Annotated in this window: 22 protein-coding genes, 1 other RNA gene and 2 pseudogenes; 9 read left to right on the top strand and 16 right to left on the bottom strand. The window is 65.8% G+C overall.

Going from position 1 to position 26,230, the window contains the following annotated elements; translation table 11 throughout:
• Window positions 1-99 precede the first annotated feature (99 nt).
• The gene (gene aceA / locus A7D17_RS13065) at window positions 100-1,395 is read right to left on the bottom strand and encodes an isocitrate lyase (RefSeq protein ID WP_064509486.1); all 1,296 of its coding nucleotides are present in this window, start codon (window positions 1,393-1,395) and stop codon (window positions 100-102) included.
• A 166-nt stretch (window positions 1,396-1,561) separates the two neighbouring features.
• Window positions 1,562-3,178: a malate synthase A gene (gene aceB / locus A7D17_RS13070; RefSeq protein WP_064509487.1), complete on the bottom strand. Its 1,617-nt coding sequence runs from the start codon at window positions 3,176-3,178 to the stop codon at window positions 1,562-1,564.
• A 119-nt stretch (window positions 3,179-3,297) separates the two neighbouring features.
• Here aceB and A7D17_RS13075 point away from each other — a divergent pair, with 119 nt between their 5' ends.
• The 3 genes from A7D17_RS13075 to A7D17_RS13085 all read left to right on the top strand — a co-directional run bounded on the left by A7D17_RS13075 (window position 3,298) and on the right by A7D17_RS13085 (window position 5,509).
• Window positions 3,298-4,254, top strand: coding sequence for a LysR family transcriptional regulator (locus tag A7D17_RS13075; RefSeq protein WP_064509488.1), 957 nt, complete (start codon window positions 3,298-3,300; stop codon window positions 4,252-4,254).
• Window positions 4,255-4,347: 93 nt separating this feature from the next.
• Entirely contained in the window at window positions 4,348-5,073 is a 726-nt protein-coding gene (locus A7D17_RS13080; RefSeq protein WP_064509489.1) for a helix-turn-helix domain-containing protein, read from the top strand.
• A 73-nt stretch (window positions 5,074-5,146) separates the two neighbouring features.
• Window positions 5,147-5,509, top strand: a complete 363-nt coding sequence (locus A7D17_RS13085) for a VOC family protein (RefSeq protein ID WP_064509508.1) — start codon at window positions 5,147-5,149, stop codon at window positions 5,507-5,509.
• Window positions 5,510-5,822: 313 nt separating this feature from the next.
• Here A7D17_RS13085 and A7D17_RS13090 read toward each other — a convergent pair whose 3' ends face one another.
• On the bottom strand, window positions 5,823-6,455 hold the full coding sequence (locus A7D17_RS13090; RefSeq protein WP_064509490.1) for a TetR/AcrR family transcriptional regulator: 633 nt from the start codon (window positions 6,453-6,455) through the stop codon (window positions 5,823-5,825).
• Window positions 6,456-6,552: 97 nt separating this feature from the next.
• On the opposite strand from A7D17_RS13090, the pseudogene A7D17_RS13095 reads away from it, so the two are divergent.
• A pseudogene (locus A7D17_RS13095) lies at window positions 6,553-7,619 on the top strand (MBL fold metallo-hydrolase).
• Entirely contained in the window at window positions 7,616-8,545 is a 930-nt protein-coding gene (locus A7D17_RS13100) for an oxidoreductase (RefSeq protein ID WP_064509491.1), read from the top strand. Before A7D17_RS13095 ends, A7D17_RS13100 begins: the two are co-directional and overlap by 4 nt.
• Window positions 8,546-8,841: 296 nt before the next feature.
• On the opposite strand, the gene A7D17_RS13105 is transcribed toward A7D17_RS13100, so the two are convergent.
• The 6 genes from A7D17_RS13105 to arfB form a co-directional block, all read right to left on the bottom strand.
• On the bottom strand, window positions 8,842-11,007 hold the full coding sequence (locus tag A7D17_RS13105) for a M3 family metallopeptidase (protein ID WP_064509509.1): 2,166 nt from the start codon (window positions 11,005-11,007) through the stop codon (window positions 8,842-8,844).
• 228 nt (window positions 11,008-11,235) lie between these two features.
• Window positions 11,236-13,401, bottom strand: a complete 2,166-nt coding sequence (dcp, locus tag A7D17_RS13110; RefSeq protein WP_064509492.1) for a peptidyl-dipeptidase Dcp — start codon at window positions 13,399-13,401, stop codon at window positions 11,236-11,238.
• Window positions 13,402-13,854: 453 nt separating this feature from the next.
• Window positions 13,855-14,865: an isoaspartyl peptidase/L-asparaginase family protein gene (locus A7D17_RS13115; RefSeq protein WP_064509493.1), complete on the bottom strand. Its 1,011-nt coding sequence runs from the start codon at window positions 14,863-14,865 to the stop codon at window positions 13,855-13,857.
• A gap of 199 nt (window positions 14,866-15,064) precedes the next feature.
• Window positions 15,065-15,334 carry a hypothetical protein gene (locus A7D17_RS13120; protein ID WP_064509494.1) on the bottom strand — a complete coding sequence of 90 codons (270 nt, stop codon included), beginning with the start codon at window positions 15,332-15,334 and terminating at the stop codon, window positions 15,065-15,067.
• 131 nt (window positions 15,335-15,465) lie between these two features.
• Window positions 15,466-16,095, bottom strand: a complete 630-nt coding sequence (locus A7D17_RS13125; protein ID WP_064509495.1) for a lysophosphatidylcholine acyltransferase — start codon at window positions 16,093-16,095, stop codon at window positions 15,466-15,468.
• A 2-nt stretch (window positions 16,096-16,097) separates the two neighbouring features.
• On the bottom strand, window positions 16,098-16,529 hold the full coding sequence (gene arfB / locus A7D17_RS13130; RefSeq protein ID WP_011257289.1) for an alternative ribosome rescue aminoacyl-tRNA hydrolase ArfB: 432 nt from the start codon (window positions 16,527-16,529) through the stop codon (window positions 16,098-16,100).
• An 89-nt stretch (window positions 16,530-16,618) separates the two neighbouring features.
• Between arfB and A7D17_RS13135 the strand changes: the two genes are divergently transcribed.
• The gene (locus tag A7D17_RS13135) at window positions 16,619-17,158 is read left to right on the top strand and encodes a DUF2059 domain-containing protein (protein WP_064509510.1); all 540 of its coding nucleotides are present in this window, start codon (window positions 16,619-16,621) and stop codon (window positions 17,156-17,158) included.
• Window positions 17,159-17,641: 483 nt separating this feature from the next.
• On the opposite strand, the gene A7D17_RS13140 is transcribed toward A7D17_RS13135, so the two are convergent.
• The 3 genes from A7D17_RS13140 to A7D17_RS13150 form a co-directional block, all read right to left on the bottom strand.
• Window positions 17,642-18,412, bottom strand: coding sequence for a pseudouridine synthase (locus A7D17_RS13140; protein WP_095522606.1), 771 nt, complete (start codon window positions 18,410-18,412; stop codon window positions 17,642-17,644).
• 98 nt (window positions 18,413-18,510) lie between these two features.
• The gene (gene ubiB / locus A7D17_RS13145) at window positions 18,511-20,184 is read right to left on the bottom strand and encodes a ubiquinone biosynthesis regulatory protein kinase UbiB (RefSeq protein WP_064509496.1); all 1,674 of its coding nucleotides are present in this window, start codon (window positions 20,182-20,184) and stop codon (window positions 18,511-18,513) included.
• Window positions 20,181-20,825 (bottom strand): ubiquinone biosynthesis accessory factor UbiJ, encoded by a 645-nt coding sequence (locus A7D17_RS13150; RefSeq protein WP_064509497.1) that lies wholly within the window; start codon window positions 20,823-20,825, stop codon window positions 20,181-20,183. Before A7D17_RS13150 ends, ubiB begins: the two co-directional genes overlap by 4 nt.
• 326 nt (window positions 20,826-21,151) lie before the next feature.
• Between A7D17_RS13150 and ddlA the strand changes: the two are divergent.
• Window positions 21,152-22,057: pseudogene (ddlA, locus tag A7D17_RS13155) on the top strand (D-alanine--D-alanine ligase); the annotation flags it as partial.
• A gap of 65 nt (window positions 22,058-22,122) precedes the next feature.
• Here the strand turns inward: ddlA and A7D17_RS13160 are convergent.
• Window positions 22,123-22,197: non-coding RNA, sX9 sRNA (locus A7D17_RS13160), on the bottom strand.
• Between the two features lie 74 nt (window positions 22,198-22,271).
• On the opposite strand from A7D17_RS13160, the gene A7D17_RS24110 reads away from it, so the two are divergent.
• Together A7D17_RS24110 and A7D17_RS13165 are read left to right on the top strand one after the other, a co-directional pair.
• Window positions 22,272-22,400 (top strand): hypothetical protein, encoded by a 129-nt coding sequence (locus tag A7D17_RS24110; protein WP_425479599.1) that lies wholly within the window; start codon window positions 22,272-22,274, stop codon window positions 22,398-22,400.
• Window positions 22,397-22,879 (top strand): GNAT family N-acetyltransferase, encoded by a 483-nt coding sequence (locus tag A7D17_RS13165; protein ID WP_064509498.1) that lies wholly within the window; start codon window positions 22,397-22,399, stop codon window positions 22,877-22,879. The genes A7D17_RS24110 and A7D17_RS13165 overlap by 4 nt, the downstream gene beginning before the upstream one ends.
• A gap of 114 nt (window positions 22,880-22,993) precedes the next feature.
• Here the strand turns inward: A7D17_RS13165 and A7D17_RS13170 are convergent, their stop codons facing one another.
• From A7D17_RS13170 to oleC, 3 genes are all read right to left on the bottom strand, one after another.
• Window positions 22,994-23,152, bottom strand: coding sequence for a DUF1328 domain-containing protein (locus A7D17_RS13170; RefSeq protein ID WP_003468167.1), 159 nt, complete (start codon window positions 23,150-23,152; stop codon window positions 22,994-22,996).
• A gap of 64 nt (window positions 23,153-23,216) precedes the next feature.
• On the bottom strand, window positions 23,217-24,227 hold the full coding sequence (gene oleD, locus A7D17_RS13175) for a 2-alkyl-3-oxoalkanoate reductase (protein ID WP_064509499.1): 1,011 nt from the start codon (window positions 24,225-24,227) through the stop codon (window positions 23,217-23,219).
• A 98-nt stretch (window positions 24,228-24,325) separates the two neighbouring features.
• Window positions 24,326-25,978: an olefin beta-lactone synthetase gene (gene oleC / locus A7D17_RS13180; protein ID WP_064509500.1), complete on the bottom strand. Its 1,653-nt coding sequence runs from the start codon at window positions 25,976-25,978 to the stop codon at window positions 24,326-24,328.
• Between the last annotated feature and the right edge of the window lie 252 nt (window positions 25,979-26,230).

The following is a 26,230-nucleotide window of genomic DNA, read 5'->3' on the forward strand; positions in this document are numbered from 1 at the left end:
AAGAGACAAAATGACGGGTATGGAACGCAAAAAAGGGGCCCGGTTTCCCGAGCCCCTCCCCCCCTCCCGGGGTGGCGACATGCGGCGGCCTGCTGCAGGCTAGGCCGCCTTCTCGCCGTGGAACTGCTCTTCTTCGGTGGAGCCGCGCAACGCGGTGGTGGACGACTGGCCCTGCTGGATCGCCTGGGTCACCGCATCGAAGTAGCCGGTGCCGACTTCGCGCTGGTGCTTGACTGCGGTAAAGCCCATCCCGGCCGCTTCGAATTCGGCCTGTTGCAGTTCGACGAATGCACTCATCTGGCGGCGTGCATAGCCATGCGCCAACTGGAACATGCTGTGGTTCAACGCATGGAAGCCGGCCAGGGTGATGAACTGGAACTTGTAGCCGTAGCTGGCCAGCTCGGTCTGGAACCTGGCGATGGTGGCGTCGTCCAGGTTCTTCTTCCAGTTGAAGCTCGGCGAGCAGTTATAGGCCAGCAGTTTGCCGGGGAACCTGGCGTGGATGGCCTGCGCGAAGGCGCGCGCGAACTCCAGGTCCGGCTTGCCGGTCTCGCACCAGATCAGGTCGGCGTAGGGTGCATACGCCAGGCCGCGGCTGATCGCCTGGCCCAGTCCGTTGCGGGTCTTGAAGAAGCCTTCGACGGTGCGCTCGCCGGTGGTGAACGCGCGATCGTTGGCGTCCACGTCGCTGGTGATCAGGTCGGCCGCTTCGGCATCGGTGCGTGCGATCAGCACGGTCGGCACGCCCAGCACGTCGGCGGCCAGGCGCGCGGCGTTCAACTTCTCGATCGCCTCGCGGGTGGGCACCAGCACCTTGCCGCCCATGTGCCCGCACTTCTTGACCGAGGCCAGCTGATCTTCGAAATGCACGCCGGCCGCACCGGCTTCGATCATCGCCTTCATCAGTTCGAAGGCGTTGAGCACGCCACCGAAACCGGCTTCGGCGTCGGCCACGATGGGCTGCAGGAAGTCGATGGTGTCGTTGCCTTCGGCATGGTGCAGCTGATCGGCGCGCAGCAAGGTGTTGTTGATGCGCTTGACCACCGCCGGCACCGAGTCTGCCGGGTACAGCGATTGGTCCGGATACATCTGCCCGGCCAGATTGGCATCGGCCGCCACCTGCCAGCCGGACAGGTAGATCGCCTTCAGGCCGGCCTTGACCTGCTGCATGGCCTGGTTGCCGGTCAATGCGCCCAGCGCGTTGACGAACGGGGTGGCATGCAACGAGGTCCACAGCTTGTCGGCGCCCAGCCGCGCCAGCGAGTGCTCCACATGTACGGTGCCGCGCAGGCGCACCACGTCGGCGGCGGTGTAATTGCGGGTGATGCCGGCCCAGCGCGGGTTGCTGGCCCAGTCCTGCTGCAGGTGTTCGGCGCTTTGCAGTGTGGTGCTCATCTTGCGTTCTCCTGAAAAGGGACGACGGATGGAACGAGGAAGGAAGGCCATGCATGACACGGCATGCGGCATGGCGAAGCCATCGTTGCGTCTGCGCGCAACGGGGGGTGTGCTGCGTTGGGGCGAGTGCAGGGACACCGTGGGAGGTGTCGCTGCAACGTGACGATTACTCGATCAGGAGGTACGCCGGCACGGTGAGAAAGTCCGCCAGTTCATCGGCGCGGCTGAGTTCTTCCAGCAGCGCGATCGCCTCATCGATGCGCGCGGCGCCGGGCAGCGTGCTGGCGGCTCCCAGCCGGGCCGGCAACGCGCGCAGGCTGGCCTGCAACAGTGGCTGATCGATGGCGGTGCCATCGTCCAGGTGCTGACCGTGATGCAACCATTGCCACAGCTGCGCGCGGCTGATTTCGGCAGTGGCGGCGTCTTCCATCAGGTGGTGGATCGGCACGCATCCATTGCCGTCCAGCCAGGCGGCCAGATAGCGCACGCAGACTTCGACATTGCCCTCGAAGCCGGCCCGGGTGACGTTGCCCGGCGAAGGCGCGATCAACATGTCGCGCGTCACCTGCACGTCGTTGCGCAAGACATGCTGCTGGTGCGCGGTGGGCATGTGCTCGTCGAAGATCTTCATCGCCACCGGAATCAGCGCCGGATGCGCCACCCAGGTGCCATCGTGCCCGGCGCTGACCTCGCGCAGCTTGTCGGCGCGCACGCGGGCCATGGCCTGTTCGTTGGCGGCTTCATCGTGGTTGATCGGAATCTGCGCAGCCATGCCGCCCATCGCATGCGCACCGCGGCGGTGGCAGGTCTTGATCAGCAGCTCCGAATAGGCCTTCAGGAATGGCTGAGTCATGGTGACCTGACCACGCTCGGGCAGCACGCGGTCGCGGTGCGCACGGAAGGTTTTCAGATACGAAAAGATGTAGTCCCAGCGCCCGCAATTGAGCCCGACGATGCGCTCGCGCAGCGCGTGCAGGATCTCGTCCATCTCGAACACCGCCGGCAGCGTTTCGATCAGCACGGTGACCTTGATCTGGCCATGCGGCAGGCCGAGCATCGCTTCGATGTGCGACAGCGCGGTCTCCCACAGCGCGGCTTCTTCCATGCTCTGCAGCTTGGGCAGGTACAGGTAGGGTCCGCGGTCCTTGGCCAACAGCGTGCGGGCGTTGTGGAAGGCGAACAACGCCGCGTCGAACAGGCCGCCGGCCAGCGGCTGGCCATCGACATGGACGTGCTTTTCGTCCAGGTGCCAGCCGCGCGGGCGCACGATCAACACGGCACGCTCGGCTTCCGGGCGCAACGCGTAATGCTTGCCGTTGGGGGCGTCGAAGCTCAGATCGCCGCGCACGGCGGCGGCCAGGGTGCGCTGGCCGGCCAGCAGGTTGCGCCAGGTGGGCGCGGTGGAATCCTCGAAATCGGCCATGAACACCTTGGCGCCGGAGTTCAGCGCGTTGATGACCATCTTGGGGTCGGTCGGGCCGGTGATCTCCACACGGCGGTCCTGCAGCGCCGCCGGCAGCGGAGCCACGCGCCAGTCGCCGGCGCGGATGGCGCGGGTATCGTCGCGGAAGTCGGGCAACTGGCCGGCATCGAACGCGGCCTGGCGCGCGCGCCGCTGTGCCAGGCGCTGCTGCCGACCCGGTTCGATGGCGCGGTGCAACGATACCAGCAGGGCCAGCGCGGCCGGCGGCAGCAGCTCGGCCTGCCCTGCAACCTGGGTGGTCAGCGACAGGCCGGGCGTGGCGCGGTCAGTAGGGCGTGAGGCAAAAGCGGTGGCAGACATGTGGGAGATCCTTGTGCGTACGGACCTGCACCGTGCGCCGAGGCGCATTATTTGACAAAGCAGTTTTATCAATGCTGTAAATAAGCTCAACTTATACCTGACTCATTGACAGCTGTCCGATGGCGCCAACTCCGCGTTTTTCCTACAAATCCGACCGGCTCAAGCCACTGCGTGCGTTCTGCCAGACGGTGCGCCTGGGGTCTGTCTCACGGGCAGCTGAGGCGCTTTACGTCAGTCAGCCGGCGGTGACGTTGCAGCTGCAGGCGCTGGAGCGCGATCTGGGGGTGCCCTTGTTCGAACGCTCCGGGCGACGCCTGGCGCCCAGCCGCGAGGGCCAGCTGCTGTACGACATGGCGCTGCCACTGGTGGAAAGCCTGGACGGGCTGGAAGCCAGCTTTCGCGAGAAGGTCCGCGGGCTGGATGCCGGCGAACTCACCATTGCCGCCAACAGCTCCACCATCCTGTACCTGCTGCCGCGCATCGTGGAGAACTTCCGCGCGCGCCACCCGGATGTGCGGCTGACCCTGCACAACGCGATTAGCGCCGATGGCACCGACCTGTTGCGCGAGGATGCGGTGGACCTGGCGGTCGGCTCAATGCTGGATGTGCCGGCCGACCTGTCCTACGCGCCGGTGTATCGCTTCGAGCAATTGCTGATCACCCCACCCGATCATCCGCTGGCGCGCAAGGCCAACGTGACGCTGCAGGATCTCTCGCCCTATCCGCTGATCCTGCCGCCGCGCCGGCAGGTCACCTACCGCCTAGTCGACCTGATCTTCCAGCAGGCCCGCGTGCCGTACACCGTGGCGCTGGAGGTGGGTGGCTGGGAGGTGATCAAACAATATGTGGCGATGGGCATGGGCATTTCCATCGTCACCGCGATCTGTGTGACCGATGCCGATCGCGACCGGCTTGCCACGCGCTCGCTGAAGGATTTTTTCCCCACCCGCAGCTATGGCGTGGTGGTGCGCAAGGGCAAGTACCTGTCGCCGCAGGCGCGCGCGTTCATTGAACTGATCCAGCCGGATCTGTTTACCCCGCGCGGCTACGACGAAGGCGGTGATTCCGAGCGTTGAGGGAATGGCGCTGCAGTGGCGCGACCACCGCAGCACAGCTCGGCACACCTGGTCCTACAGGTGTATCGACACGTTTTGCCGCAGACTGCCGCCATGCCCTCGCACAGCCAATCCCACTACGCGCAATTGCCACCGCCGCCCGAGTTGCGTACCCAGCTGCGTTGCAGCTGGCGTTATCGGCAAGGTGTGGCCACTACGCCGGTACGGGTGTTGCCCGACGGCTGTGTCGACCTGATCTGGGATGGCGCTTCATTGTTCGTCGCCGGCCCCGACCAAGCCGCAACCATGGCCTGCGTAGCCCCCGGCAACGTGCTCACCGGCGTGCGATTGACGGCAGGGGCGGCCGCCGGTGTGCTCGGTCTTCCGCTGCACCACATCGCCGACCAGCGCGTGGCACTGGATGCGCTGTGGGGGCGCGGTGCGGGCGACTGGCAACAGAAGCTGCGCGATGGCGCCGACGTGTTGCAGACATTGCACGCGCTGTGTCGGCAGCACGCAGCACCCGTGGATCGGCAGATGGCACTCACCTTCGCACAGCTGGCCGGAGCAGCGGCGCCACGCCTGCCTGCGGTGTGCGCAAGCCTGGAGATCAGCGAGCGCCAGCTACGGCGGCGCTGCCACGCCGCGTTCGGTTATGGCCCCAAGACGCTGGAGCGGATCTTGCGGCTGCAGCGTTTCCTGCGGCTGGTTGGCAGCCAGCCCACGCTGACCGCCGCTGCGCTGGAGGCCGGGTATGGCGATGCGCCGCATCTGGTGCGCGATGCGCGCCAGCTGGCCGGTTTGAGTCCGCGCGAGCTGGTGCAGCAGCACGCGCCGTGATGGCCGTTTTCGCCAAGCCGCCAGGGTGCTGCACAGGGCAGGCTGTGCAACCGCCAACCGCGAGGACATCGCCATGCAACACAGCGCACAGCATCACCGTATCGACTACCTGGAATTTGCCGTGACCTCCATCGCCACCGCCAAGGCGTTCTACGCTGCGGCGTTCGACTGGACGTTCCAGGACTATGGCCCGGACTATTGCGAGTTCCGCGATGGCCGCCTGAGCGGCGGCTTCTTCCATGGCGTGCCGCAACCAGGTGGCGCCCTGGTGGTCCTGGCCTCGGACGATCTGGCGGCCTCCCAGGCACGCATCGAAGCCGCTGGCGGCACCATCACCCGCCCGGCGTTCGCATTCCCGGGCGGGCGGCGTTTCCATTTCACCGACCCGCACGGGTACGCGCTGGCGGTGTGGACACAGGATGCTGCCGGCGCGTGAGCCGCGCCGACACGATTGCCGCCGACTGCGCGTAAACATTCTCAGCCTTCCGCGGTGCAGGGACGCAACCAGCGACAGGCACGTTGGCCGTTGCCGCTGCGCTTACGTGCACGCAGCGTACTCGAGCGCAATGGCGATGTTGAACGCCTGCCGGTGCGCACAGGCACATTGCGGCGGCTGGCAGACCGTCGCAAGTCAGCCAGCGGCGCATGGACGGCACGAACAGCGCGCAAGATGAAAGCGGCACGGCCGCTTCGGAGCACAGCGCCGCACCCGCCTGCGCACGCACGCGCCGCCGTGTTGCAAGCGGTGCTTACGTGCGCCCGTACAGCGCCAGGAACATCTCCACCGCAGACTCGGCCACCTGTGTCTGCTGGTCGGCCGATAGCGGCGGCTGGCCCAGCGCCAGCTGCGGCCAGAACGCAAAGCCCTTGATCAGCGACTGCAGCTGTTGCGAGGCGAATTCCGGGTCCACCGGCGCCAGGCGGCCATCGGCCAGTGCCGCGCGCAGCCAGGTGGTGGTGCCCTCTTCCTTGCTGCCCAGTTGCGCCAGCAGTGCGCGGGCGCGTTCGGGCGAGTGGATGCCTTCTGCGATCGCCACGCGCGACAGATCGATAAAGGCCGCATCGTCGAGTAACCGCAGCTTTTGCTGCAGCAATTGCGTCAACTGCGTGCGCAATGATTGGTCTGGGCGATAGGCCAGGCTCACGGCCTCGGCACTGCGTTGCCATAGCCCGCGCAGGATCTCGCCGAACAAGGCGTCCTTGCTGGGGAAATGGTTGTAGACGGTGCGCTTGGAGACACCAGCGGCGGCGGCGACCCGATCCATGCTGGTGGCCTCGAACCCGTGCTGGCGGAACTGTGCGATGGCCGCCTCAAGGATGGCGTGGCGCTTGCGGTCGGTGAGCCGCTGCGGCGCCGGGGCCGAATCGGATGAACTGGACATGGCTGCATGTTACACCCGTCAGTTTACATTTGCCCAATAAAACTACACTGTGTAGTGTAAGTTAATGGCTACTTTCCATGTTCGCCCCTCCCCAACGATGGAACCTGTCGTGCTCACCCAGTCCCGTCAGCTGCCCCACGCCGCATCGCACGCCGCTTCGCCGCAATTTCGCAAGGGGCGCTTTCGCAACACACTGCCGACTTCGCTCAGCACCCCCGGAGCTCTGGGCGGGCTGCGCTTGCTGTGGGAGGTGTTGTTCAACAAGCCGGCCCACACAGTGCCGTCGCAGGCACTGCCGGTCACGCCGTTGACTGCGGCGCAGGTGCAGGCCGCGCCGGATCACAGCCTGTTCCGGCTGGGCCACTCCACCGTGTTGATGAAGCTGGGTGGCGGCCTGTGGCTGACCGACCCGGTGTTTTCCAAGCGCGCGTCGCCGTTTGCGTTTGCCGGGCCCAAGCGCTTCCATGCGCCGCCGATCGCACTGGATGCGTTGCCGCCGCTGGCCGGGGTGATCCTGTCGCACAACCATTACGACCACCTGGACCGCGCCACCATCCGTGCGTTGGCCGACCGCGTCGGCGTGTTCGTCGCGCCGCTGGGTGTGGGCGATCTGCTGGTGCGCTGGGGCGTGGATCCGGCCAAGGTGCAGCAGCTGGACTGGTGGCAGTCGGTGCAGCTCGATGGCCTGACGCTCACCGCCACGCCGTCGCGGCATTTCTCGGGACGCGGCCTGTTCGATCGCGACCGCACGCTGTGGTGCTCGTGGGCGATCCAGGATGCCGACCTGCGCGTGTTCTTCAGCGGCGACGGTGGTTACGGCCCGCATTTCAAGGCGATCGGCCAGCGCCTGGGGCCATTCGATGTGGCGCTGATCGAAAACGGCGCCTACGACCAACTGTGGCCGGATGTGCACATGCAGCCAGAGCAGAGCCTGCAGGCCTGCATCGACATCGGCGGCCGCACCCTGCTGCCGATCCACAACGGCACCTTCGATCTGGCCATGCATGTCTGGTCCGAACCGTTCGAGCGCATCGTCGCGCTGGCGCGGCCGCCAACGTGCCGCTGACCACGCCGCACATGGGCGAGCGGGTGGATCTGCGCCAGCCGGCCACCGGCGAGCGCTGGTGGCGCATGCTGCCCGAAACGCGGGCGCTGGCGCAATGAGCGGCTGGACGCTGGCCGACCTGCCGCCGCAGCGGGCGCGGGTGGCCGTGATCACCGGCGCCAGTCCCGGCGGGCTGGGCTTTGAGACCGCGCTGGCCCTGGCCGGTGCCGGGGCCAGCCTGGTGCTGACCGCGCGCAATCCCGACAAGGGCCAGGCCGCGCGGCAGGCGCTGCTTGCCCGGTATCCGGATGCCAATGTGCGCGTGGAAGCACTGGATCTTGCGCAGCTGGCATCGGTGCGCGCATTCGCCGAACGGCTGGGCGCGCAGCAGCCACGCGTGGACCTGCTGATCAACAACGCCGGCGTGATGGCGCCACCACAGCGGCAGACCACCGCCGACGGGATGGAGCTGCAGTTCGGCAGCAATTATCTGGCGCATTTCGCACTGACCGCGCAGCTGCTGCCGTTGCTGCGCGCGGCAGCGGCGCCGCGCGTGGTCAACCTGTCGAGTCTGGCGCATCGCAGTGCCCGCATCGATTTCGACGATCTGCAGAGCGCACGCCCGTATCGCCCGTGGAAGGCGTATGGCCAGTCAAAGTTGGCAATGCTGATTTTCAGCATGGAGCTGCAGCGACGCAGCGATGCGCAGGGTTGGAACGTGCGCGCCATCGCCGCGCATCCCGGTCTGGCGCGTACCGCCTTGATCGCCAACGGACCGGCGGCCGGCGGTCGCCGCACCGCGATCGGTGCAGCGACCGCGCTACTGGGGCCTTACATCAGCCACTCCGCGGCCGCTGGCGCGCTCCCCACGTTGTATGCCGCCACCGACCCGCAGGCACAGGGCGGCGGGTATTACGGCCCGGATGGCCTGTTCGAACTGAAGGGCGCCCCCGCCCCTGCCATCATCGCCCGCCAGGTCCAAGACCGACAGGTGGCAACGCGCTTGTGGGAAACCTCCTGCACGCTGGCGGATGTGGCGTTCTGATCACGACGCGCTGCAGGCGGTTGCGCATGGCCTGCGGGTGTTCGCCCGCAGCCCGTACGCGCTGTGCGGGCACCGCCGCGTCGGTGGCTAGAGCCGGTTCCACTCCAGGCCTTCGCCGCTTGCCGTCCCGGCATGCGGATTGGCAAGCCAATGGCGAAAGCAGGGGGCAACAGCAACAGCGGTAGGTTTACCGCATGCTCCCGACTGCACCAACGCAAACGGGATGGCACACGGCCATCCCGTTTCGTCCATGACGTGCGCCCACCGGTGCAACCATCGCCACCCAAACGCATCGCTTATTCGGTCAAACCACGATTCTCCAGCAGTGCCTTGATGCTGGGATCCCTGCCACGAAAATCGCGATACAGCTTGGTCACATCCACCGAATTGCCAGGCGCGAGAATCTTTGCGCGGAACAGATCCCCATTTTTTCGCGTCAAACCGCCGTTTTTGCTGATCCAGTCGAAGGCATCATCGTCGATGACCTCCGACCAGAAGTAGGCGTAGTAGCTTGCCGCATACCCACGGCTCCAGATATGGTCAAAATAACTGGCGCCGTAGCGTGGCGGAACCTCGGGCAGATCCACCTTGAACCGTTTCAGTGTGTCGCCCTGCAACGCATCCACTTCCTGTAACGGCGCCGCCGCCGGTTGACCATGCAGGGCAAGGTCCACGATCTGCGCTGCGAGTGACTCGGTTATCAGATAGCCGCTATTGAAGGTCTTTGCATCCTTCAGCTTCTTGACCAGCGCCTCCGGCATCGTCGCGCCGGTTTTGTAGTGCCGTGCGTAGTGTGCGAAAACGGCCGGATCGGTCGCCCAATGCTCATTGAACTGCGAGGGGAATTCGGCAAAATCCCGCGGCGTAAAGGCGCTGTCCAACGAGGAATACTTCACTGTCGACAACATGTAGTGCAAGGCATGCCCGAACTCATGAAACATGGTGGTGACTTCTTCCATGCTCAGCAGTGCAGGCTGGCCATTGGCCGGCTTGGTAAAGTTGCACACGTTGTAGACCACCGACTTGCTGCCAGCAAGCCCGCTGCGTTGGACCAGGGAGCCTGCCCACGAACCACCGGACTTGCTCTCCCGCTGAAAGTAGTCGGTGTAGAACAACGCCAGTGAGGTGCCGTCTACGTCGAAGACCTCATAGACCTTCACGTCGGGATGATAGGTCGGGATATCAGTGCGCTGCTTGAAGGTGATTCCATACAGCTGCGTAGCCGCGTAGAAGACACCATCGGTGAGCACGGTGTCCAAAGCGAAGTACGGCTTGATCTGCGATTCGTCCAGGTCGTACTTGGCCTTGCGCACCTGCTCGGCGTAAAAATCCCAATCCGACGCAGCCAGCGTGAAGCCGCCATGTTGCGCATCGATCAACGCCTGGATCTGTGCCGCTTCGCGGCGTGCCTTGGCAGTGGCAGCGGGGACGGTGTCGATCAGCAGCTTCAGTGCCGCCTGCGGCGTCGCGGCCATCTGGTTGCGCAGACTGTAGGCAGCATAGCTGTCGTAGCCCAGCAGCCTGGCATGGTCCGCACGCACCTGCAGCAAGCGCTTGATGGTGTCACGGGTATCGTTGGCATCGCCCTGCTCGGCCCGTTGTTCCGAGGCCTGCAGGATTTGTGCACGCAACGCGCGGTCCTTCAGCGAGGTCAGCATCGGCTGCCGGGTGGTGTTTTGCAGATTCAGCAGATACTTGCCCTCAAGCTTGCGCGCCTTGGCGGCAGCGGCAGCGGCGGCGATATCGCTCTCGCTCATGCCTTCGAGCCTTGCCTTATCGTCGACCACCACTGCAGCGGCCAACGCCGCAGCCGTCAATTTCTTGTGGTACTGCGTGGTGAGGTTGGTCTCTTCCAGATTGAGGTTACGCAGGGTGGCTTTGTCAGCGTCCGACAGTTGCGCCCCGGCATTGATGAAGCTGTCGTAGTCGTGTTCGAGCAAGCGCAGCTGTTCCGGAGCCAGTGCGAGCCTATGGCGTTGATCGTAAATGGCCTTGAAGCGCGCAAACAGCTTCGCATCCAGTGCAATCTCATCACCAAGCGCAGATAGCTTGGGGCCGATTGCTTCTTCGATTTTCTGACGCGCATCGTTGGTATCGGCGGTCGAAACGCCGAAGAAGATATTGGAGACGTAGGCGAGTGTTGAACCGCTACGCTCCAACGCCTCAACCGTGTTTTCGAAGGTGGGCGGCGCGGGGTTTTCGGTGATTTCTCTTAATTCGCGCCGGTTCAGGCGAATGCCTTCTTCTAAGGCGGGCAGATAATCGCTATCGCGAATCTTGTCGAATGGCGGCGCGTTAAACGGCAGCGTGTTGGGCGCAAGCAGTGGATTGGACGCCAGATCGCCTGCTGGGTTCGCCGTTGCTGAACCCGTGGCGACGGATGTGGTCCGCGGCGACTCTTTTGCAGAACAGGCGACTAGCGCAAAGGTAACCGCAGCAGCCAAAATAAGTGAACGTTGCATGGTGTATCGATTCTGCAGGAAGTGTAACCAACACAGAACCGATGCCTTGACGTCCTGCATCGGGCCCTGCATGAGAAGGGCAAGCGACGCGAGCGTGCGTCGCGTTAGCGGCCGCACAGACTATGGGCAATGCCTGCATGGCTATCGGCGCAAACGGAATCCTTGGCTGCAAAAACGAAACGGGATGGCAGCGCCATCCCGTTTCGTTTATCGCTTAGACAGCGCCGATTACTCGGTCAAACCGCGATTCTCCAGCAGCGCCTTGACGCTGGGATCCTTGCCGCGGAAATCGCGATACAGCGTAGCCAGGTCGACCGTGTTACCACGCGAGAGAATCTTGGCGCGGAAGGTGTCGCCGTTCTTGCGGGTCAGGCCGCCGTTTTCCTTGAACCATTCGAACGCATCGTCATCGAGCACTTCCGACCAGAAGTACGCGTAGTAACCGGCCGAATAACCGCCGCCCCAGATATGGTCGAAATAGGTGCTGCGGTAACGCGGGGGCACTTCGGCCAGGTCTACCTTGAAGCGCTTCAGCGCATCGGCTTCGTACTTGCTTACATCCTGCAGCGGCGCATCGGCTGGCTGGGTGTGCCAGGCCAGATCCAGCAACGCGGCCGACAGGTACTCGGTGGTGGCGTAGCCGCTGTTGAAGGTCTTGGCCTTCTTGATCTTCTCCACCAGCTCGGCCGGCATCGGCGCGCCGGTCTGGTAGTGCTTGGCGTAGTTGGCGAAGACCTTGGGATCGGAGGCCCAGTGCTCGTTGAACTGCGAGGGGAATTCCACGAAATCGCGCGAGGTGCTGGTGCCGGCGATGGAGGGGTACTTCACCTTGGAGAACATGCCATGCAGCGCGTGGCCGAACTCATGGAACAGCGTGGTGACGTCGTCGAAACTCAGCAGCGCCGGCTGGCCAGCAGCGGGCTTGGTGAAGTTGCACACGTTGTAGACCACCGGCTTGGCGCCGGTGAGGCCGTCCTGTTCGACGAACACGTCCATCCAGGCGCCGCCGGACTTGCTGTCGCGCTTGAAGTAGTCGGTGTAGAACAGCGCCATCGAGGTGCCGTCGGCATCGAAGACTTCATACACCTTCATGTCGGCGTGGTAGGTCGGAATGTCGGTGCGCTGCTTGAAGGTGATGCCATACAGCTGCGTAGCCGCATAAAACACGCCGTTCTGCAGCACGTTGTCCAGCTCGAAGTACGGCTTGATCTGCGCCTCGTCCAGGTCGTACTTGGCCTTGCGCACCTGCTCGGCGTAGAAATCCCAATCGGACGCGGCGAGTTTGAAATCGCCCTTCTGAGCGTCGATCACCTTCTGCATCTCGGCCACTTCGCGGCGCGCCTTGGCGGTGGCCGCCGGCACGGTGTCTGTCAGCAGCTTCAGCGCCGCCTCCGGGGTCTTGGCCATCTGGTCGCCCAGGCTGTAGGCGGCGTAGTTGTCGAAGCCGAGCAGCTTGGCTTTTTGCGCGCGCAGCTGTGCCAGGCGCTGGATGGTCTGGCGGGTGTCGTTGGCATCGCCCTTTTCTGCGCGCGTTTCCGAGGCCTTGAGCACGTCGGCGCGCAGCTGGCGGTCCTTCAGCGAGGCCAGTACCGGTTGCTGCGTGGTGTTCTGCAAGGTCAGCAGATATTTGCCGTCGAGCTTGCGCGCCTTGGCAGCATCGGCGGCGGCGGCGATATCGCCTTCGCTCAGACCATCGAGCCTGGCTTTGTCGTCCACCACCACCGCACCGGCGGCCGAGGCGGCGACCAGGCGGGTATGAAACTGGGTGGACAGCGTGGTTTCTTCCACGTTGAGCTTGCGCAGGCTGTCCTTGTCGGCATCGGAGAGCTGCGCACCGGCGCGTACCAGTTCTTCGTAATCGCGCTCGAGCAGGCGCTTCTGTTCCGGCTCCAGCTTCAACGTGTCGCGCTGGTCGTAGAGAGTCTTGACGCGCGCGAACAGCTTGGGATCGAGATTGATCTCGTCCTGGTGCGCGGCCAGCTTGGGCGCGATCTCTTCCTGGATCTTCTGGCGTGCGTCGCTGGTATCGGCCTGGACCAGCCCGAAGAAGATGCGCGAGACGCGCGTGAGCGTTTCGCCACTGCGCTCCATCGCCTCGATGGTGTTGTCGAAGGTGGGCGGCTCACTGTTGTCGGCAATCTTGCGCATGTCGGCCAGGTGCTGGCGCATGCCTTCTTCGAACGCGGGCAGGTAGTCGCTGTCCTTGATCTTGTCGAACGGCGGCGCCTGGAATGGCAGCGTGCTGGCGGTCAGCAACGGGTTCGGCGCTGCGTCCGCGGCTGGCGTGGTGGTCTTTTCGGGCACGGTGGTGGACTCCTTACCGGATGGCTCTTTTCCAGAACATGCGGCCAGTGCCAGGGTGATGGCAGCGGCCAGAACGACGGTACGCGACATGGCGTGTGATTCCCTGAGTGGTTGTTACGGCAGCCGGTCACGCTAGCGGGTTTCGCAACCGCTGGCATGTGCCGTTGGCTTGGGTGGTGGGGCGGTGTTGGCGACTGGGAGGCTTGGTCGCGGCTGGTGCGCCCTCATCCGCCCTTCGGGCACCTTCTCCCGCACGCGGGAGAAGGAGATGCCTGCTTGTGGAAGAAGGAGATGCCTGCTTGTGGAAGAAGGAGATGCCTGCTTGTGGAAGAAGGAGATGCCTGCTTGTGGAAGAAGGAGACGCCTGCTTGTGGAAGAAGGAGACGCCTGCTTGTGGAAGAAGGAGACGCCTGCTTGTGGAAGAAGGAGATGCCTGCTTGTGGACGCGAGGAGTCGTGAATTTCCCTTCTCCCCTGCAGGGGAGAAGGTGCCCGAAGGGCGGATGAGGGCGACTCCGGCCACACGCCACACCCGATCGCCCCGTCAGAGCGTTTCGTCCTTGAAGATCGCCACATGCGGGGTGCCGTCGGCGCCGATCCAGCCGCGGTACATGCCTTCGGTGTTGAATGGAAACGCCACGTTGCCCTGCGCGTCCAGCGCAATGGCGCCGCCATCGCCGCCGGCGGTGGGAATCTCCTGGTCGATCACCGCCTCGGCAGCCTGCTGCAACGACTGCCCGGCGTATTTCATGCGTGCGCAGATGTCGTAGGCCGCCACCGCGCGGATGTAGAACTCACCCCAGCCGGTGCCGGAGACGGCGCACTGCGCATTGGCATAGGTGCCGGCGCCGATGATGGGCGCATCGCCCACGCGGCCGTAGCGCTTGTTGGTCATGCCGCCGGTGGAAGTGCCAGCGGCCAGATGGCCGTCGCGGTCCAGCGCCAGCGCGCCGACGGTACCGAAATGCTTGGCGGTTTCCAGATCCAGCGCCGCCTGCGCCTGCCGATCGCCGGCCTCGGCCTTGAGCGCCTTCTGCAGCTGCTGCCAGCGCTTGTCGGTGCGGAAGTACGACGGATCGACCAGGGTGACGCCCTGTTCGCGCGCGAACTGCTCGGCGCCGTCGCCGACCAGCATCACGTGCCTGGAGCGGTCCATGACGCGGCGTGCCAGCTGGATCGGGTTCTTGACCGTGTGCACGCCGGCAATCGCCCCGGCCTTGCCGCTGGCGCCATCCATGATGGCCGCGTCCAGCTCGTTCTTGCCGTCGTGAGTGAACACCGCACCGCGTCCGGCATTGAACTGCGGCGCGTCCTCCAGCACGGTGATGGTGGCGGCCACCGCCTCCACTGCGCTGCCGCCGCGGTTCAACACCGCATGCCCGGCACGCAGCGCGCGCTGCATCGCCTCACGTGCCTGGGCGTGTTCGTTGGGCGAGAGGCTGGATTTCTCCACGCCCGCACCGCCGTGGATCACCAGCATCGGCGTGGCTGCGAGCACCGGGCCGGTACATAGCAACAAGGACAGGCAAAGCGCGCGGGCGGATAAGCTGATCATGATGTTTCCTCCTTGCAAGTGATCATGATAATCGGTGGGGCGGGCACGGGCCGGCTCTCTCTCGCTAGCGAGAAAGCCATGTTCGGCGTTGAGCGAGGCGTTCGGTTGCAAGTAGCCGCAGCACCGGAGTGAGGTGCTGCACGGGGCACGCAGGAGCTGAAGCAGCCAACCGATGAAAAACATCTAGCCTGCGCACTTTTCAAGGAAGATCACGCATTGCCTCGGACAGTCGTTGCTGAAAAGTCGTCCCCAGCATGCAATCCACCGCGCCGAGCCTGGTGGCCACACTCTCAGGATCGAATGACCGGCCTTGCAGCACCGCCTCCGCATCGTTGTGCAGTGCATACGCCAGGTGCGCGGCGGCACGCACCGATAGAGGCGATTCACTCTGGCTTCCGAGGTGCCCGGCCAGCAGGAGCCGAATCTCGTAGAGCGCGAATGCGAACAGCTGTTCCTGGGTCATGCTCATTCGAACACTTTCTATCCTGTGCACGCAGGCCTGATCCCACTGCCGCGCACCGCATCATGCTTTAAAGCGGCCGCGGCACTCGGTGGGCTCGTCGGGGGGCTCACACGCACGTGCCGCGACTCGTCCGCTTCCTACAACGTATCGCGATGCTTGCCGCGCCATGGCCGGTACCAGGTGCGGATGGCGGCGATGTCGGCCGCCATGTCGGTCCCGGTCCAGAACGGCTCGCCGATGCCCACCGTCTTGCTCGGGTAGTCGAAATACACTGGCAGGATCGGCACCTTGGCATCGGAGGCGATCTTCCAGAAGCCGGCCTTCCACTGCTCCACCCGCTTGCGCGTGCCTTCGGGGGTGATCACGTACCACATCTGCTCGGAATTGCGGATCAGCCGCACCGCCTGGCCGATGGTGCCCTGTGGCGAGCTGCGATCCAGCGGGATGCCGCCGAGCTTGCGCAGCAGTGGGCCCAGCGGCCACCAGAACAGCTGCGCCTTGCCCAGCACGCGCACTTCGAAGCCCAGCGCGAACTTGGCCGCAAAGCCCAGGAAGCCGTCCCAGTTGGAGGAATGCGGCGCCACGATCATCACCAGCTTGGGCTCGTCGGGCAGGCGCCCGAGCAGGCGCCAGCCGGTCAGACGGAGCGCTGTGCGCCCCAGCCAGCGGCCGAAGCGGCCGTGTGCGCGCGGCATTCTGGGCGGGGATGGCTGCAGCAGGATGTTGGCCTGTGTTACCGGTGGCAACGACGGGTCGGGTTGACTCACGCTTACTCCCAGTGGGACGCAGAGCGTCCACGCTTGATATGGCTGCGCTCACGCTTGGCATCCAGCCGCCGCAGCTTGGCACCATGACTCGGTTTGGTGGCGACCCGGCGCTTGGGCACCGACAGGCACGCACTGATGATCTCGGCCAGCCGCTCGCGCGCATCGTCGCGGTTGCGGTCCTGGGTACGGAAGCGCTGCGCATCGATCACCAGCACGCCCTCGGCGGTCATGCGGCGGTCGCGCCGCGACAGCAGCCGCGCGCGCAACGGTTCGGGCAGCGACGGCGATCCGGCCACGTCGAAGCGCAGCTCCACCGCAGTGGACACCTTGTTGACGTTCTGCCCACCGGCGCCGCTGGCGCGCACGAAGCGTTCGACGAGTTCGCTGGGCGGAATCGTCAGGCTGGGGGTGATCTGGATCGGGTCGCTGGCCATACGCGCCGATTGTATCGGCAGCGGCACGCATGCGCGCGAACGCCGGCTTCCCGTATGCTGCGGCCGGTTCCCCATTGCAGGATGCTCCGATGACACCTGATTCGCTTGCCGCCGCCGGCGCGCTTGCCCGCCGCCTGGTACTGCTGGCCCTGCTGGCCATGGCCGCCCCCGCCGCGCTGGCACAGGCACCGACCGATGCCGACGTCAACCGCCTGCTGGCCGCCTCGCGCGCGCAGACCATGCTGGACACCATGCTGCCGCAGATCGAAGCGATGCAGCAGCAGCAGTTCGCCCAGCTCACCGCGCAGCGCCAACTCGACGCCGCCCAGCAGGCGCAGCTGCAGCGCATCCAGGAGCGCACCCGCCAGACCGTGCGCAAGGCGCTGTCGTGGTCGGAGCTGCGCCCGATGTACGTGGACATCTACAAGCGCTCGTTCTCGCGCGAGGATGTGCTGGCCATGGCCGAGTTCTACGAGAGCTCGGCCGGCCAGAGCCTGCTGGACAAGACCCCGGCCCTGACCCAGAACCTGATGGGCGCCATCCAGCAGAAGATGCTGCCGCTGTTTGCCGACCTGCAGAAGGATCTGGAGAAGATCGTCAACGAGCCGGCTCCGGCGCAGAAGCCCTGAGGGGCGGGGAATCGGGGAATCGGGAATCGGGAATCGTTAGAGCATGGCTTGCTGGCATTTAGATCAGTAGTTGAGGGTGGCGGGCGCGGTGATTACGTCTCTCTCCCTGCGGGGCGAGAAGGTACAGCTTGCGCGCCACTGGCGCGCGTGCCTTGGAGCGCCCGCCGCAAGCGCGGGCCGGGGCGCGGAGCGGGGGTCGGGGTGAGGTACGGGGCGAAGCCCTTGTGACTTTCCACCGCAGCAGGCTTCGCACGTCCCCTCATCCGCCCCTTCGGTGCACCTTCTCCCAAAGAGAAAAGGATGCAACGGCTCATGTGCCTCGCATGCAGCGCGACAGGGCTGGCGTGCCAGCCACGCTCCGCGCTTGAAGCGGCACGCTTGCGCGGCTGACGCACAAGCGAAACTGGGTACCGGTGCTGTGCCTGGAGCGTGGAGCGTTTGCGCGCGCAACGCCCGCTCGCCTCAGGTCACGGCATGCCCGTGCTACGCCTGTGCGGTCGCCTGCAACTGCGGCATGTCCCAGCCGAACAACGCGCAGGCCTTGGCGAATTCCACATCCAGCGGTGCGGTGACGCTGATGCGCCTGCCGTCGGCCGGGTGCGGAAATTCCAGGCGTTCGGCATGCAGCAGCATGCGGTGGATGCCAAGCATGCGGAAGCTGCGGTTGTGGCGGCCATCACCATGGCTGGTGTCGCCGATCATGTGATGCGACAGGTGCTTCATGTGACGGCGGATCTGTCGGAAGCGGCCAGTCTGCGGCTGGCAGCGCAGCAACGCATAGCGCGAGGTGGCAAAGCCGGTGGACGGAATCTCCAGCTCGCCGGTGGCCAGGCGCTGGAAGTGCGTCACTGCCGGCTTTTTCACCGGTTTGCCGGGGCCGCCGTCCAGGTCGTGGTCGACGACGAACCGCTCCTCGGCTGGCCAGCCACGGCACACCGTCAGGTAATGCTTGCCCACCTCGCCGGCCATCAGCGCCTTGCCCAGCGCACTGGCGCTGTCGCGGTCGAAGGCCAGCAGCAGGCAGCCGCTGGTGGCGCGGTCGAGCCGGTGCACCAGCAAGATCGGCCGGCCCAGCTGTTCGCGTAGGCGGTCGGCCAGGAAGTCGTCTTCCCCGCGCGCCAGCTTGCTGTCGTGGACCATCAGGCCCGCGGGTTTGTCGACGACGGCCAGGACGTCGTCCTGGTAGAGAATCTGCAGATGCTTGGGGGATGTGCTCACCGGCGGATTATCCGCATCGCCGACACCGCGTGCCACTGCGCCAGCTGGCTGCCCCGCGCTGGCGCATGTCGCTATCTGGCAGCGCACCGGCGCCGCCCACTCCATGGGCGTGCGCGGCGCAGTCAACCCACCGTCTAACGACGCAGCCAGGCCACCAGCAGCGCGGCGGTGCCGGCACCGCCGCTGATCCAGCTCCATACCGGCACGGTGCCCAGGTACCAGCCGTCCGGATGCAGGCCGTACAGCACCGCGGCGACCACCAGCAGCCCGCTGCCGGTGATGGCGGTGACCACGCGGGTCTGCAGTTTGCGCAGGCTCAGTTCCAGCGCACGCAGCTCGGTAGAGCGGATCTCCAGCTGATGGCGGCCTTCCACCTGCTGCTTCAACCAGCTGTGCACCAGGCGCGGCATGTCCGGCGCATGGGTCATGATTTCCGGCAGCCGTTTGCCCAGCTCGCGCAACGCACGGCGCGGGCTGTAGCGCTCGCGCAGGATGCGTTCGAGCACCGGTCGCGCCACCGCCCAGATATCCAGCTTGGGGTCGAGTTGACGGCCAACGCCTTCGATGTTGAGCAGGGTTTTCTGCAGCAGGATCAGCTGCGGCTGCAGGGTCAGTTCATAGCGCTGCGCCACGCGGAACAGCTTGATCAACACCTGCGCCAGCGAAATCTCCGACAGCGGGCGGGTGAAGTACGGCTCGCAGACCGAGCGCGCGGCCGCTTCCAGTTCGTCGATGCGCACGTTGGACGGCATCCAGCCCGCCTCCACGTGCAGCTCGGCCATGCGGCGGTAATCCTTGTGGAAGATCGCCATGAAGTTCTCGGCCAGGTAGTACTGATCCTCCTGCGAGAGCTGGCCCATGATGCCGAAGTCCAGCGCGATGAAGCGCGGATTGAGGCGGCGCTCCGGGTCCGAGTCGACCCAGATGTTGCCGGCGTGCGCATCGGCATGGAAGAAGTTGTCGCGGAACACCTGCGTGTAGAACACGCGCACGCCCTTGGCCGCCAGCGCCTTGCGGTCGATGCCGGCCGCATCGAGCTTGGCAATGTCGTCGGAGGGAATGCCGTAGACGCGCTCCAGCGTGAGCGCACGCTCGGCGGTGTGCGACCAGATCACTTCCGGCACGTACAGATCGTCAGAGCCTTCCCAGAACCGGCGCAGCACGCTGGCATTGGCGCCTTCGCGTTGCAGGTCGAGCTCGGCGGCCAGGGTGCCTTCGATCTCGGCCACCACTTCGCGCGGGCGGATCTTGTCGGCACGCGGATGGGTGCGCTCGACCAGCGTGGCCAGCGAATGCAGCAGCGCGATATCGGCATCGATCTGGCGCTCGATGTCCGGGCGCAACACCTTGACCACCACCTCGCGGCGCACGCCATTGGCATCGGGCGGCAACGTGGCCGCATGCACCTGCGCGATGGAGGCCGATGCCAGCGGTACGGTGTCGAACGAGGCAAACGCCACGCTGACCGGCAGGCCGAGCGCACCTTCCACGATCAGGCGCGCAGCCTCCCCATCGAACGGCTTGACCCGGTCCTGCAGCAAGGTGAGTTCTTCGGCCACGTCGGCGGGGATCAGGTCGCGCCGGGTCGACAGGATCTGCCCGAACTTGACGAAGATCGGGCCCAGCTCCTGCAAGGCCAACCGCAGCCGCGCACCGCGCGATTGCACGGCGATTTCGGCGCTGGCGCGCGGCACGAACGGTTTGGCCAGACGCAGCCAGCGCTCGGCCGGGGTGCCTTCAAGCAAGGCATCCAACCGGTAGCGCAGGATCACCCGGCCGATGCGGCTGGCCCGCAGGATCGCCTTCATGGCGTACCTCCGGCGCCGCGTAGGCGGTTCACGCGCGCGGCCATCCGTTCGACGTCGTCGCGCAGCTCGTCCACATCGTCGTGGAAGGCCTCGAGCTCGGCCCGCGGCACCACATCGCGCGATTCTTCCGTGACGAATTCGGCCGCGCTATGCGCCAGATCCGACGCGCTACGACGCGCCTGCTGCAACGCTGCACGCACCGCGCCGGCGATCTGCACGCCCAGGATCTCGCCGAACACCGCTACGAACGGCAACTGCCAATCCGGGTCGAACCGCCCGGCCAGGTGCTGCAGCTGACGCGCAAGCTCCGCGTCGCCGGAGACCTTGAGCCGCCCTGCTGGCGCGCCGCTGCGGCGCGCGTTGGCCAGAAATGGCAGCTGCCCCAGCAAACCGGCCAGGCTGCTGCGCACGGCCAGATCCGGCTCCTGTGCCTGATCCACCGGGCCGACCAGCAGCCGGCGCTCATGCACGCGAATCTGCAGCGCCAGGGCAGGCGCATCCAGGGTCAGCGCGATGCGCTGGCCTTCCAGCGGCAACAGGGCATCGCGGGTATCCGGGTCCAGCGCCAGTGCGCGATTGAGCGCGGCCTGCAGGGCCTGGCCGGCGAGTGGCTTGAGAGAATTGAAAAGTGATGCGGGCATGGGCGCATTCTACCGCCCCCGCATGTCGCAGCTGGCTGACGATGGTGGGCGCTGCGCGCCGGCGCCTGCCGCGGTGGCCGCGGCGGGCGCTTGCCTGGCGGTGAAACGATCGATGCACCCCTCGCCGCCCGGGTTGCCTGCTAGCCGGCGCGGCACATGGCTGGCCAGGATGGTGCGCGCGCTGCGCTGCGCAGGCGGCCCGTCGCTCCCGGCGGCGACCAGCGCAGCGTCCGTGCACAGCCGCCCCGCCCGATCTGCCGACTTCCTTCGGCCGGCCGGTCGCGGGCATGCTGGCGCTCTTTTCGAACAGTTGGCAGGAGCAGGCGATGCGCAAGATCCGGGTCGGTCTCATCTTTGGCGGCAAATCCGCCGAGCACGAGGTCTCGCTGCAGTCGGCACGCAACATCCTGGACGCGCTCGACCCGCAGCGCTTCGAGCCGGTGCTGATCGGCATCGACAAGCAGGGCCAGTGGCATCTGAGCGCGCCGGACGGCTTTCTGCGCGATGCCGACGACCCGGGCCGGATCGCCCTGCACCGCAGCGGCCGCTCGGTGGCGGTGCTGCCCGGCGCCGAGCGGGCGCAGCTGCGGCCGGTGGACACCGAGCAGGCACTGGCGCAGATCGATGTGGTGTTTCCGATCGTGCACGGCACCCTGGGCGAGGACGGCTCGCTGCAGGGGTTGTTGCGCATGGCCAACCTGCCCTTCGTCGGCTCCGGCGTGCTTGGTTCGGCGGTGGCGATGGACAAGGACATGGCCAAGCGCGTGCTGCGCGATGCCGGCCTGGCGGTGGCGCCGTTTGTGTGCTTCAACCGCCGCACCGCCGCGCACGCCGATGTGGAGGCGTTGATCGCGCAGTTGGGGTTGCCGCTGTTCGTCAAACCGGCCAACCAGGGCTCATCGGTGGGCGTCAGCCAGGTGCGCAGCGCGGATGCGTTTGCGGACGCACTCGCATTGGCGTTGTCCTACGACCACAAGGTGCTGGTGGAAGCAGCCATTGTCGGCCGCGAGATCGAATGCGCGGTGCTGGGAAATGCCACGCCACAGGCCAGCGTATGCGGCGAAGTGGTGGTGCACGATGCGTTTTATTCCTACGACACCAAATACATCAGCGCGCACGGCGCCGACATCGTGATCCCCGCCGATCTCGATGCGCAGACGCAGCAGCGCATCCAGCAGCTTGCGGTGCAGGCGTACCAGGCGCTGGATTGCGCCGGCATGGCGCGCGTGGATGTCTTCCTATGCGCGGATGGACGCATCGTGATCAACGAGGTTAATACGCTTCCGGGGTCAAGAGTGGCTAACAAACGTAGCGAGCAGTCGCCAGGTGGGCGCGGACGGCGCGCAGGAACCGGAATGTACAAGCAGTACATGAGGATTCCGAGCACCGGCTGCGCCCGCATGGCGGCTGCGCAGTAGTTTGATAGCCGCTCGTTCACGGATCAGCATGCATCCCAAACTTCGGCAGGCAAGCGGACTGGACTATCGCGGCTTGATCACGCAGTTGATCGAGCTGGCATTGCAGCGGCATGCGGACGATCAACTGCTGCGTAGCGCGGTGGATACGCGCGCATGAGCGCCGCACAGCTGCGCGCAGTGCAGGCGTACGACCATGCCGCACTGCTCGCACTCAACAATACCCATGCCAGCGCACTGTCGTTGCTCGATGCCGATGGGCTGGCTGCGTTGTTGCAGATGGCGTGGCGCGCACGCCTCGTCCCGCCGGCCGACGGCTTGTTGATCGCACTGGATCAGAGCGCTCGCTATGCCAACGCCAACTTCGCGTGGCTAGCGGAGCGCTTTGCGCGCTTTGTGTATGTGGACCGCATCGTGATCGCCACCCATGCGCAGCGACGCGGCCTTGCCGGGCAGCTGTACGACGACCTCATCCGCCATGCGCGTGCAGCAGCGCAACCGCGCGTGGTGTGCGAAGTGAATCTGAGCCCGCCCAATCCGGCCTCGCTGGCGTTGCATCGGCAACTGGGATGCGTGCCGATCGGCGATGCGGTACTGGCCAGTGGCAAGCAGGTGCAGTACCTGGAAAAACTGCTGTGAAAGGCAAAACACGGCTGAAAACCGCCACAACGCACATGGCCCGCCTCCTTGCGGAAGCGGGCCATGTGAGCGCCGATCGGCAGCGCCGCTGCCGTGACGTATCGCGGTAAGGCGTTAGACCTTGCCGCGACGGAACATCGAGATCACTGCCAGGATCAGGAACACCACGAACAGGATCCAGGCGATGTTGGTCGCCGCACCGGCGATACCGCTGAAGCCCAGCACAGCGGCGATGATGGCGATGACGAAAAAGATGATGGCGTAATGCAGCATGGCAAGGGTTCCAGAAGTTGTCGTGCCGAATCGGCGCAGACGTATCTTGTGGATGTGCCGGTCTTTATCGGGTGATGGAGATGTCGTTGGAAGATGAGGATCGCAGCCGGTTCAAGCCTTCTTCGATGCTGATCCTTGGCACATAGCCGAAGTCACGGCGCGCCGGCTCCATGCTGTACCAATGCGGCGTGCACAGCTGTTCCACCAGAAACCGCGTCAACGGCACTTCGCCTGGCAGACGCAACAGTGGCCATAGCGTTTCGCAGACCGCGCCGATGCGGTACGCGGTCTTGAACGACAACGAACGCGTGACTGCAGGTGCGTCCACGGCAGCCAGCAGGCGATTGAGCAACTCGCGCATCGGCAACGGTTCGCCGTTGGAAATGAAGTACGCCTTGCCCGCGCAGGCAGCGCCGGTCGCAAGATGGTCGAACGCATCCAAATGCGCTTGCGCGGCGTTGTCGATGTACGTGCTGTCCACCAGGTTGCTGCCATCGCCCACCATGCGCAGGCGGCCGGCGCGCGCACGCGCCGCCAGCCGCGGCAACAGATGATTGTCGCCCGGCCCCCAGATCAGCCGCGGACGCAACGCGACGGTGGCCAGCTGCGCATCGTTGGCCGCCAGCACCGCACGCTCGGCGATCGCCTTGGTCGCCGCATACGCGGCGCGCAGGTCTTCGCCATACGGCACTTCGTCGGCGCCCAGGCCCTCCACCGGGTTGGTGGCGCGATGGGTGACGCTGGGTGTGGAGGTGTAGATCAGCCGCGGCACGCCATTGGCGCGGCATGCGTCGAGCACGTTCTGCGTCCCCACCACATTGGCCTGGTGATAGCTGTCGTAGCTGCCCCAGGCGCCGGCCTTGGCGGCGTTGTGAAACACCGCATCGATCCCGCCGAAGGCGTGTCGCACGGCCTGCGGGTCGGCCAGGTCGCCACGGATCTGGCCCACGCCCAGCGTCTGCAGCACCGGGTAATCGCCGCGCTGGAAACTCACCACCTCGTGCCCGCGCGCGCGCAAGCCGCGGCACAACGCCTGGCCCAGAAAGCCACCACCGCCGGTTACCAATACCTTCATCGCACCGCACCGTTCATTCGAGGGAGCACACCATAGCCGGCGGCCATCGCATTGGCGAATGGCCGCCGACACGCATCTGATTGATTTGCTGCAGACCGTTACCCACCTTGTTGCGCTGCCCACACCGCCAATGTTTCGCGGCCGATCTTGGCATTGTGGCGAATGTCGACCGGGAAACCGGGATGCCGCAGGAAACGCGTGATACCGGCGGTATGCGCATGCGCGGCGCCCAGCGCACGCAAGGCGGTTTGCACGTCCGCAAAGGCCGATGCCGACACGCCCGGCTGCAATTCCACGCACAGCACCGGCTGCTGTTGTCCGGCTGCGCCCACACCGACCAGCGCGGTGCGCCGCACCTGCGGATGCACGTTGAACACCGGCTCCACCTGCTCGGTGTACAGCGGGCCGCTGGCCGTTTCCACGCGATGGGTCTTGCGCCCGCAGAACCACAAGCGCCCTTCCGCATCGAAATAGCCCACATCGCCCATGCGGTGCACGATGCGCTCGCTGCCATCGTCGCTGCGCTCGCGGATCTTGGCGATCCGCGTGGCGGCATCGCGATTGAAATAGGTGTCGGTGGTGGTGGGTCCGGCGACGGTGATCTCGCCGACCTCGCCCACCGCCAGCACGCGAACGCCGCTCCAATCGGCAATGGCCGCATCGTCAATCGCAATAATGCGCACTTCATTGGGCGCGACCACCTGCCCCACACAGGTGCCGGCACCGGCCTCGGTGGCAGCGCGCGTTGCGTCCAGGGTGCGGCCTTCGATCGCGGCCACCGGCAGACATTCGGTGGCGCCGTACGGGGTCCAGAACTGCGCATCGGCCGGCAGCAGCCCGCGGATGGTGGCCACCACATCCGGCGGCACCGGTGCGCCTGCCGACGTTGCCAGGCGCACGTTGGGCAGCGGCTGCCCATAGTCGGCCAGCACGCGCATCAGCGCCGGCGAGCCGAACAACTGCGTCACGCCGAAGCGGTTGAGCGCATCGTGCAGCTTGCGCGGATCGGCGCTGCCCGGCCGCGTCGGATCCATATCCGGAATCACCGAGGTCAGCCCCAAGGCCGGATCGAACAAGGCAAACGGTGGAAACGTCGGCAGGTCCACGCCACCGGGCTGCATGCCGAAGGCGTTGCGCAGCAGCTCGATCTGCCCGACAAAATGCCGATGCCGGTAGACCACGCCCTTGGGCACGCCGGTGGAGCCGCTGGTGAACAGGATCGCCGCGACATCGTCGGGCGCGGTATCGGCCAGTTGGCTGCCGGCGCCGGTGCCATCGCGCTCCACGCGCGCCAGCGTCACCCCGCCCCAGCCGTAGCGTCCGCCGACGGTGACGATCTGCCTGGCAGAGCGCGCCCAGCGCAGCAACCGGCGCGCCAGTTGCGCAAGCGGTATGCCGATGAACGCCTGCGGCTGCGCCTCGTCCAGACACTGTTTGAGCGCGCGTTTGTCGATGCCCGGATCGACCAGCACGGGCACCGCACCTGCCTTGAACAACGCGAACATCAGCAGGAAGAATTCCGGCGACGGCCGCACCATCACCACTGCGCGCGTGCCACGGCCAATGCCGTGCAGCGCCAGGCCGGCGGCGATCGCATCGCTGCGTGCATCCAGTTCGGCATAGCTCAAGGTCACGTCGTAGGCGGCAAACCCGTTGGCGGCGCGGCGGCCGGGGCAGCGGATGGCGATCTGATCGGGGCGCTCGCGCGCCAGCTGCGGCAAGGTGGCCGCGATATTGCAGAGAGTGGTCATCGCCGTATTATCACCCATGCCCTCACGGTGCCGGCTGCTTGCGCGCAGGGCGCGCCTGCACCTGCGGCGGATGCGCGCCGTCGTCGGGCCACGCGCCTGCCGATGCCGACGCATGAATCGCTTAGGGATGGTCTGATCAACGCCATCGGAGGATGAGGTAAGCCGCATCGGTCGCGCCAATGACGCTCAGGCCTGCGGTTTTTGGCCGTTTCCGGCGCATGTGCGCGGTGTTGCCCCTGCTACAGGCACACC

Source organism: Xanthomonas floridensis (genome assembly GCF_001642575.1).
GTDB lineage: Bacteria > Pseudomonadota > Gammaproteobacteria > Xanthomonadales > Xanthomonadaceae > Xanthomonas > Xanthomonas floridensis.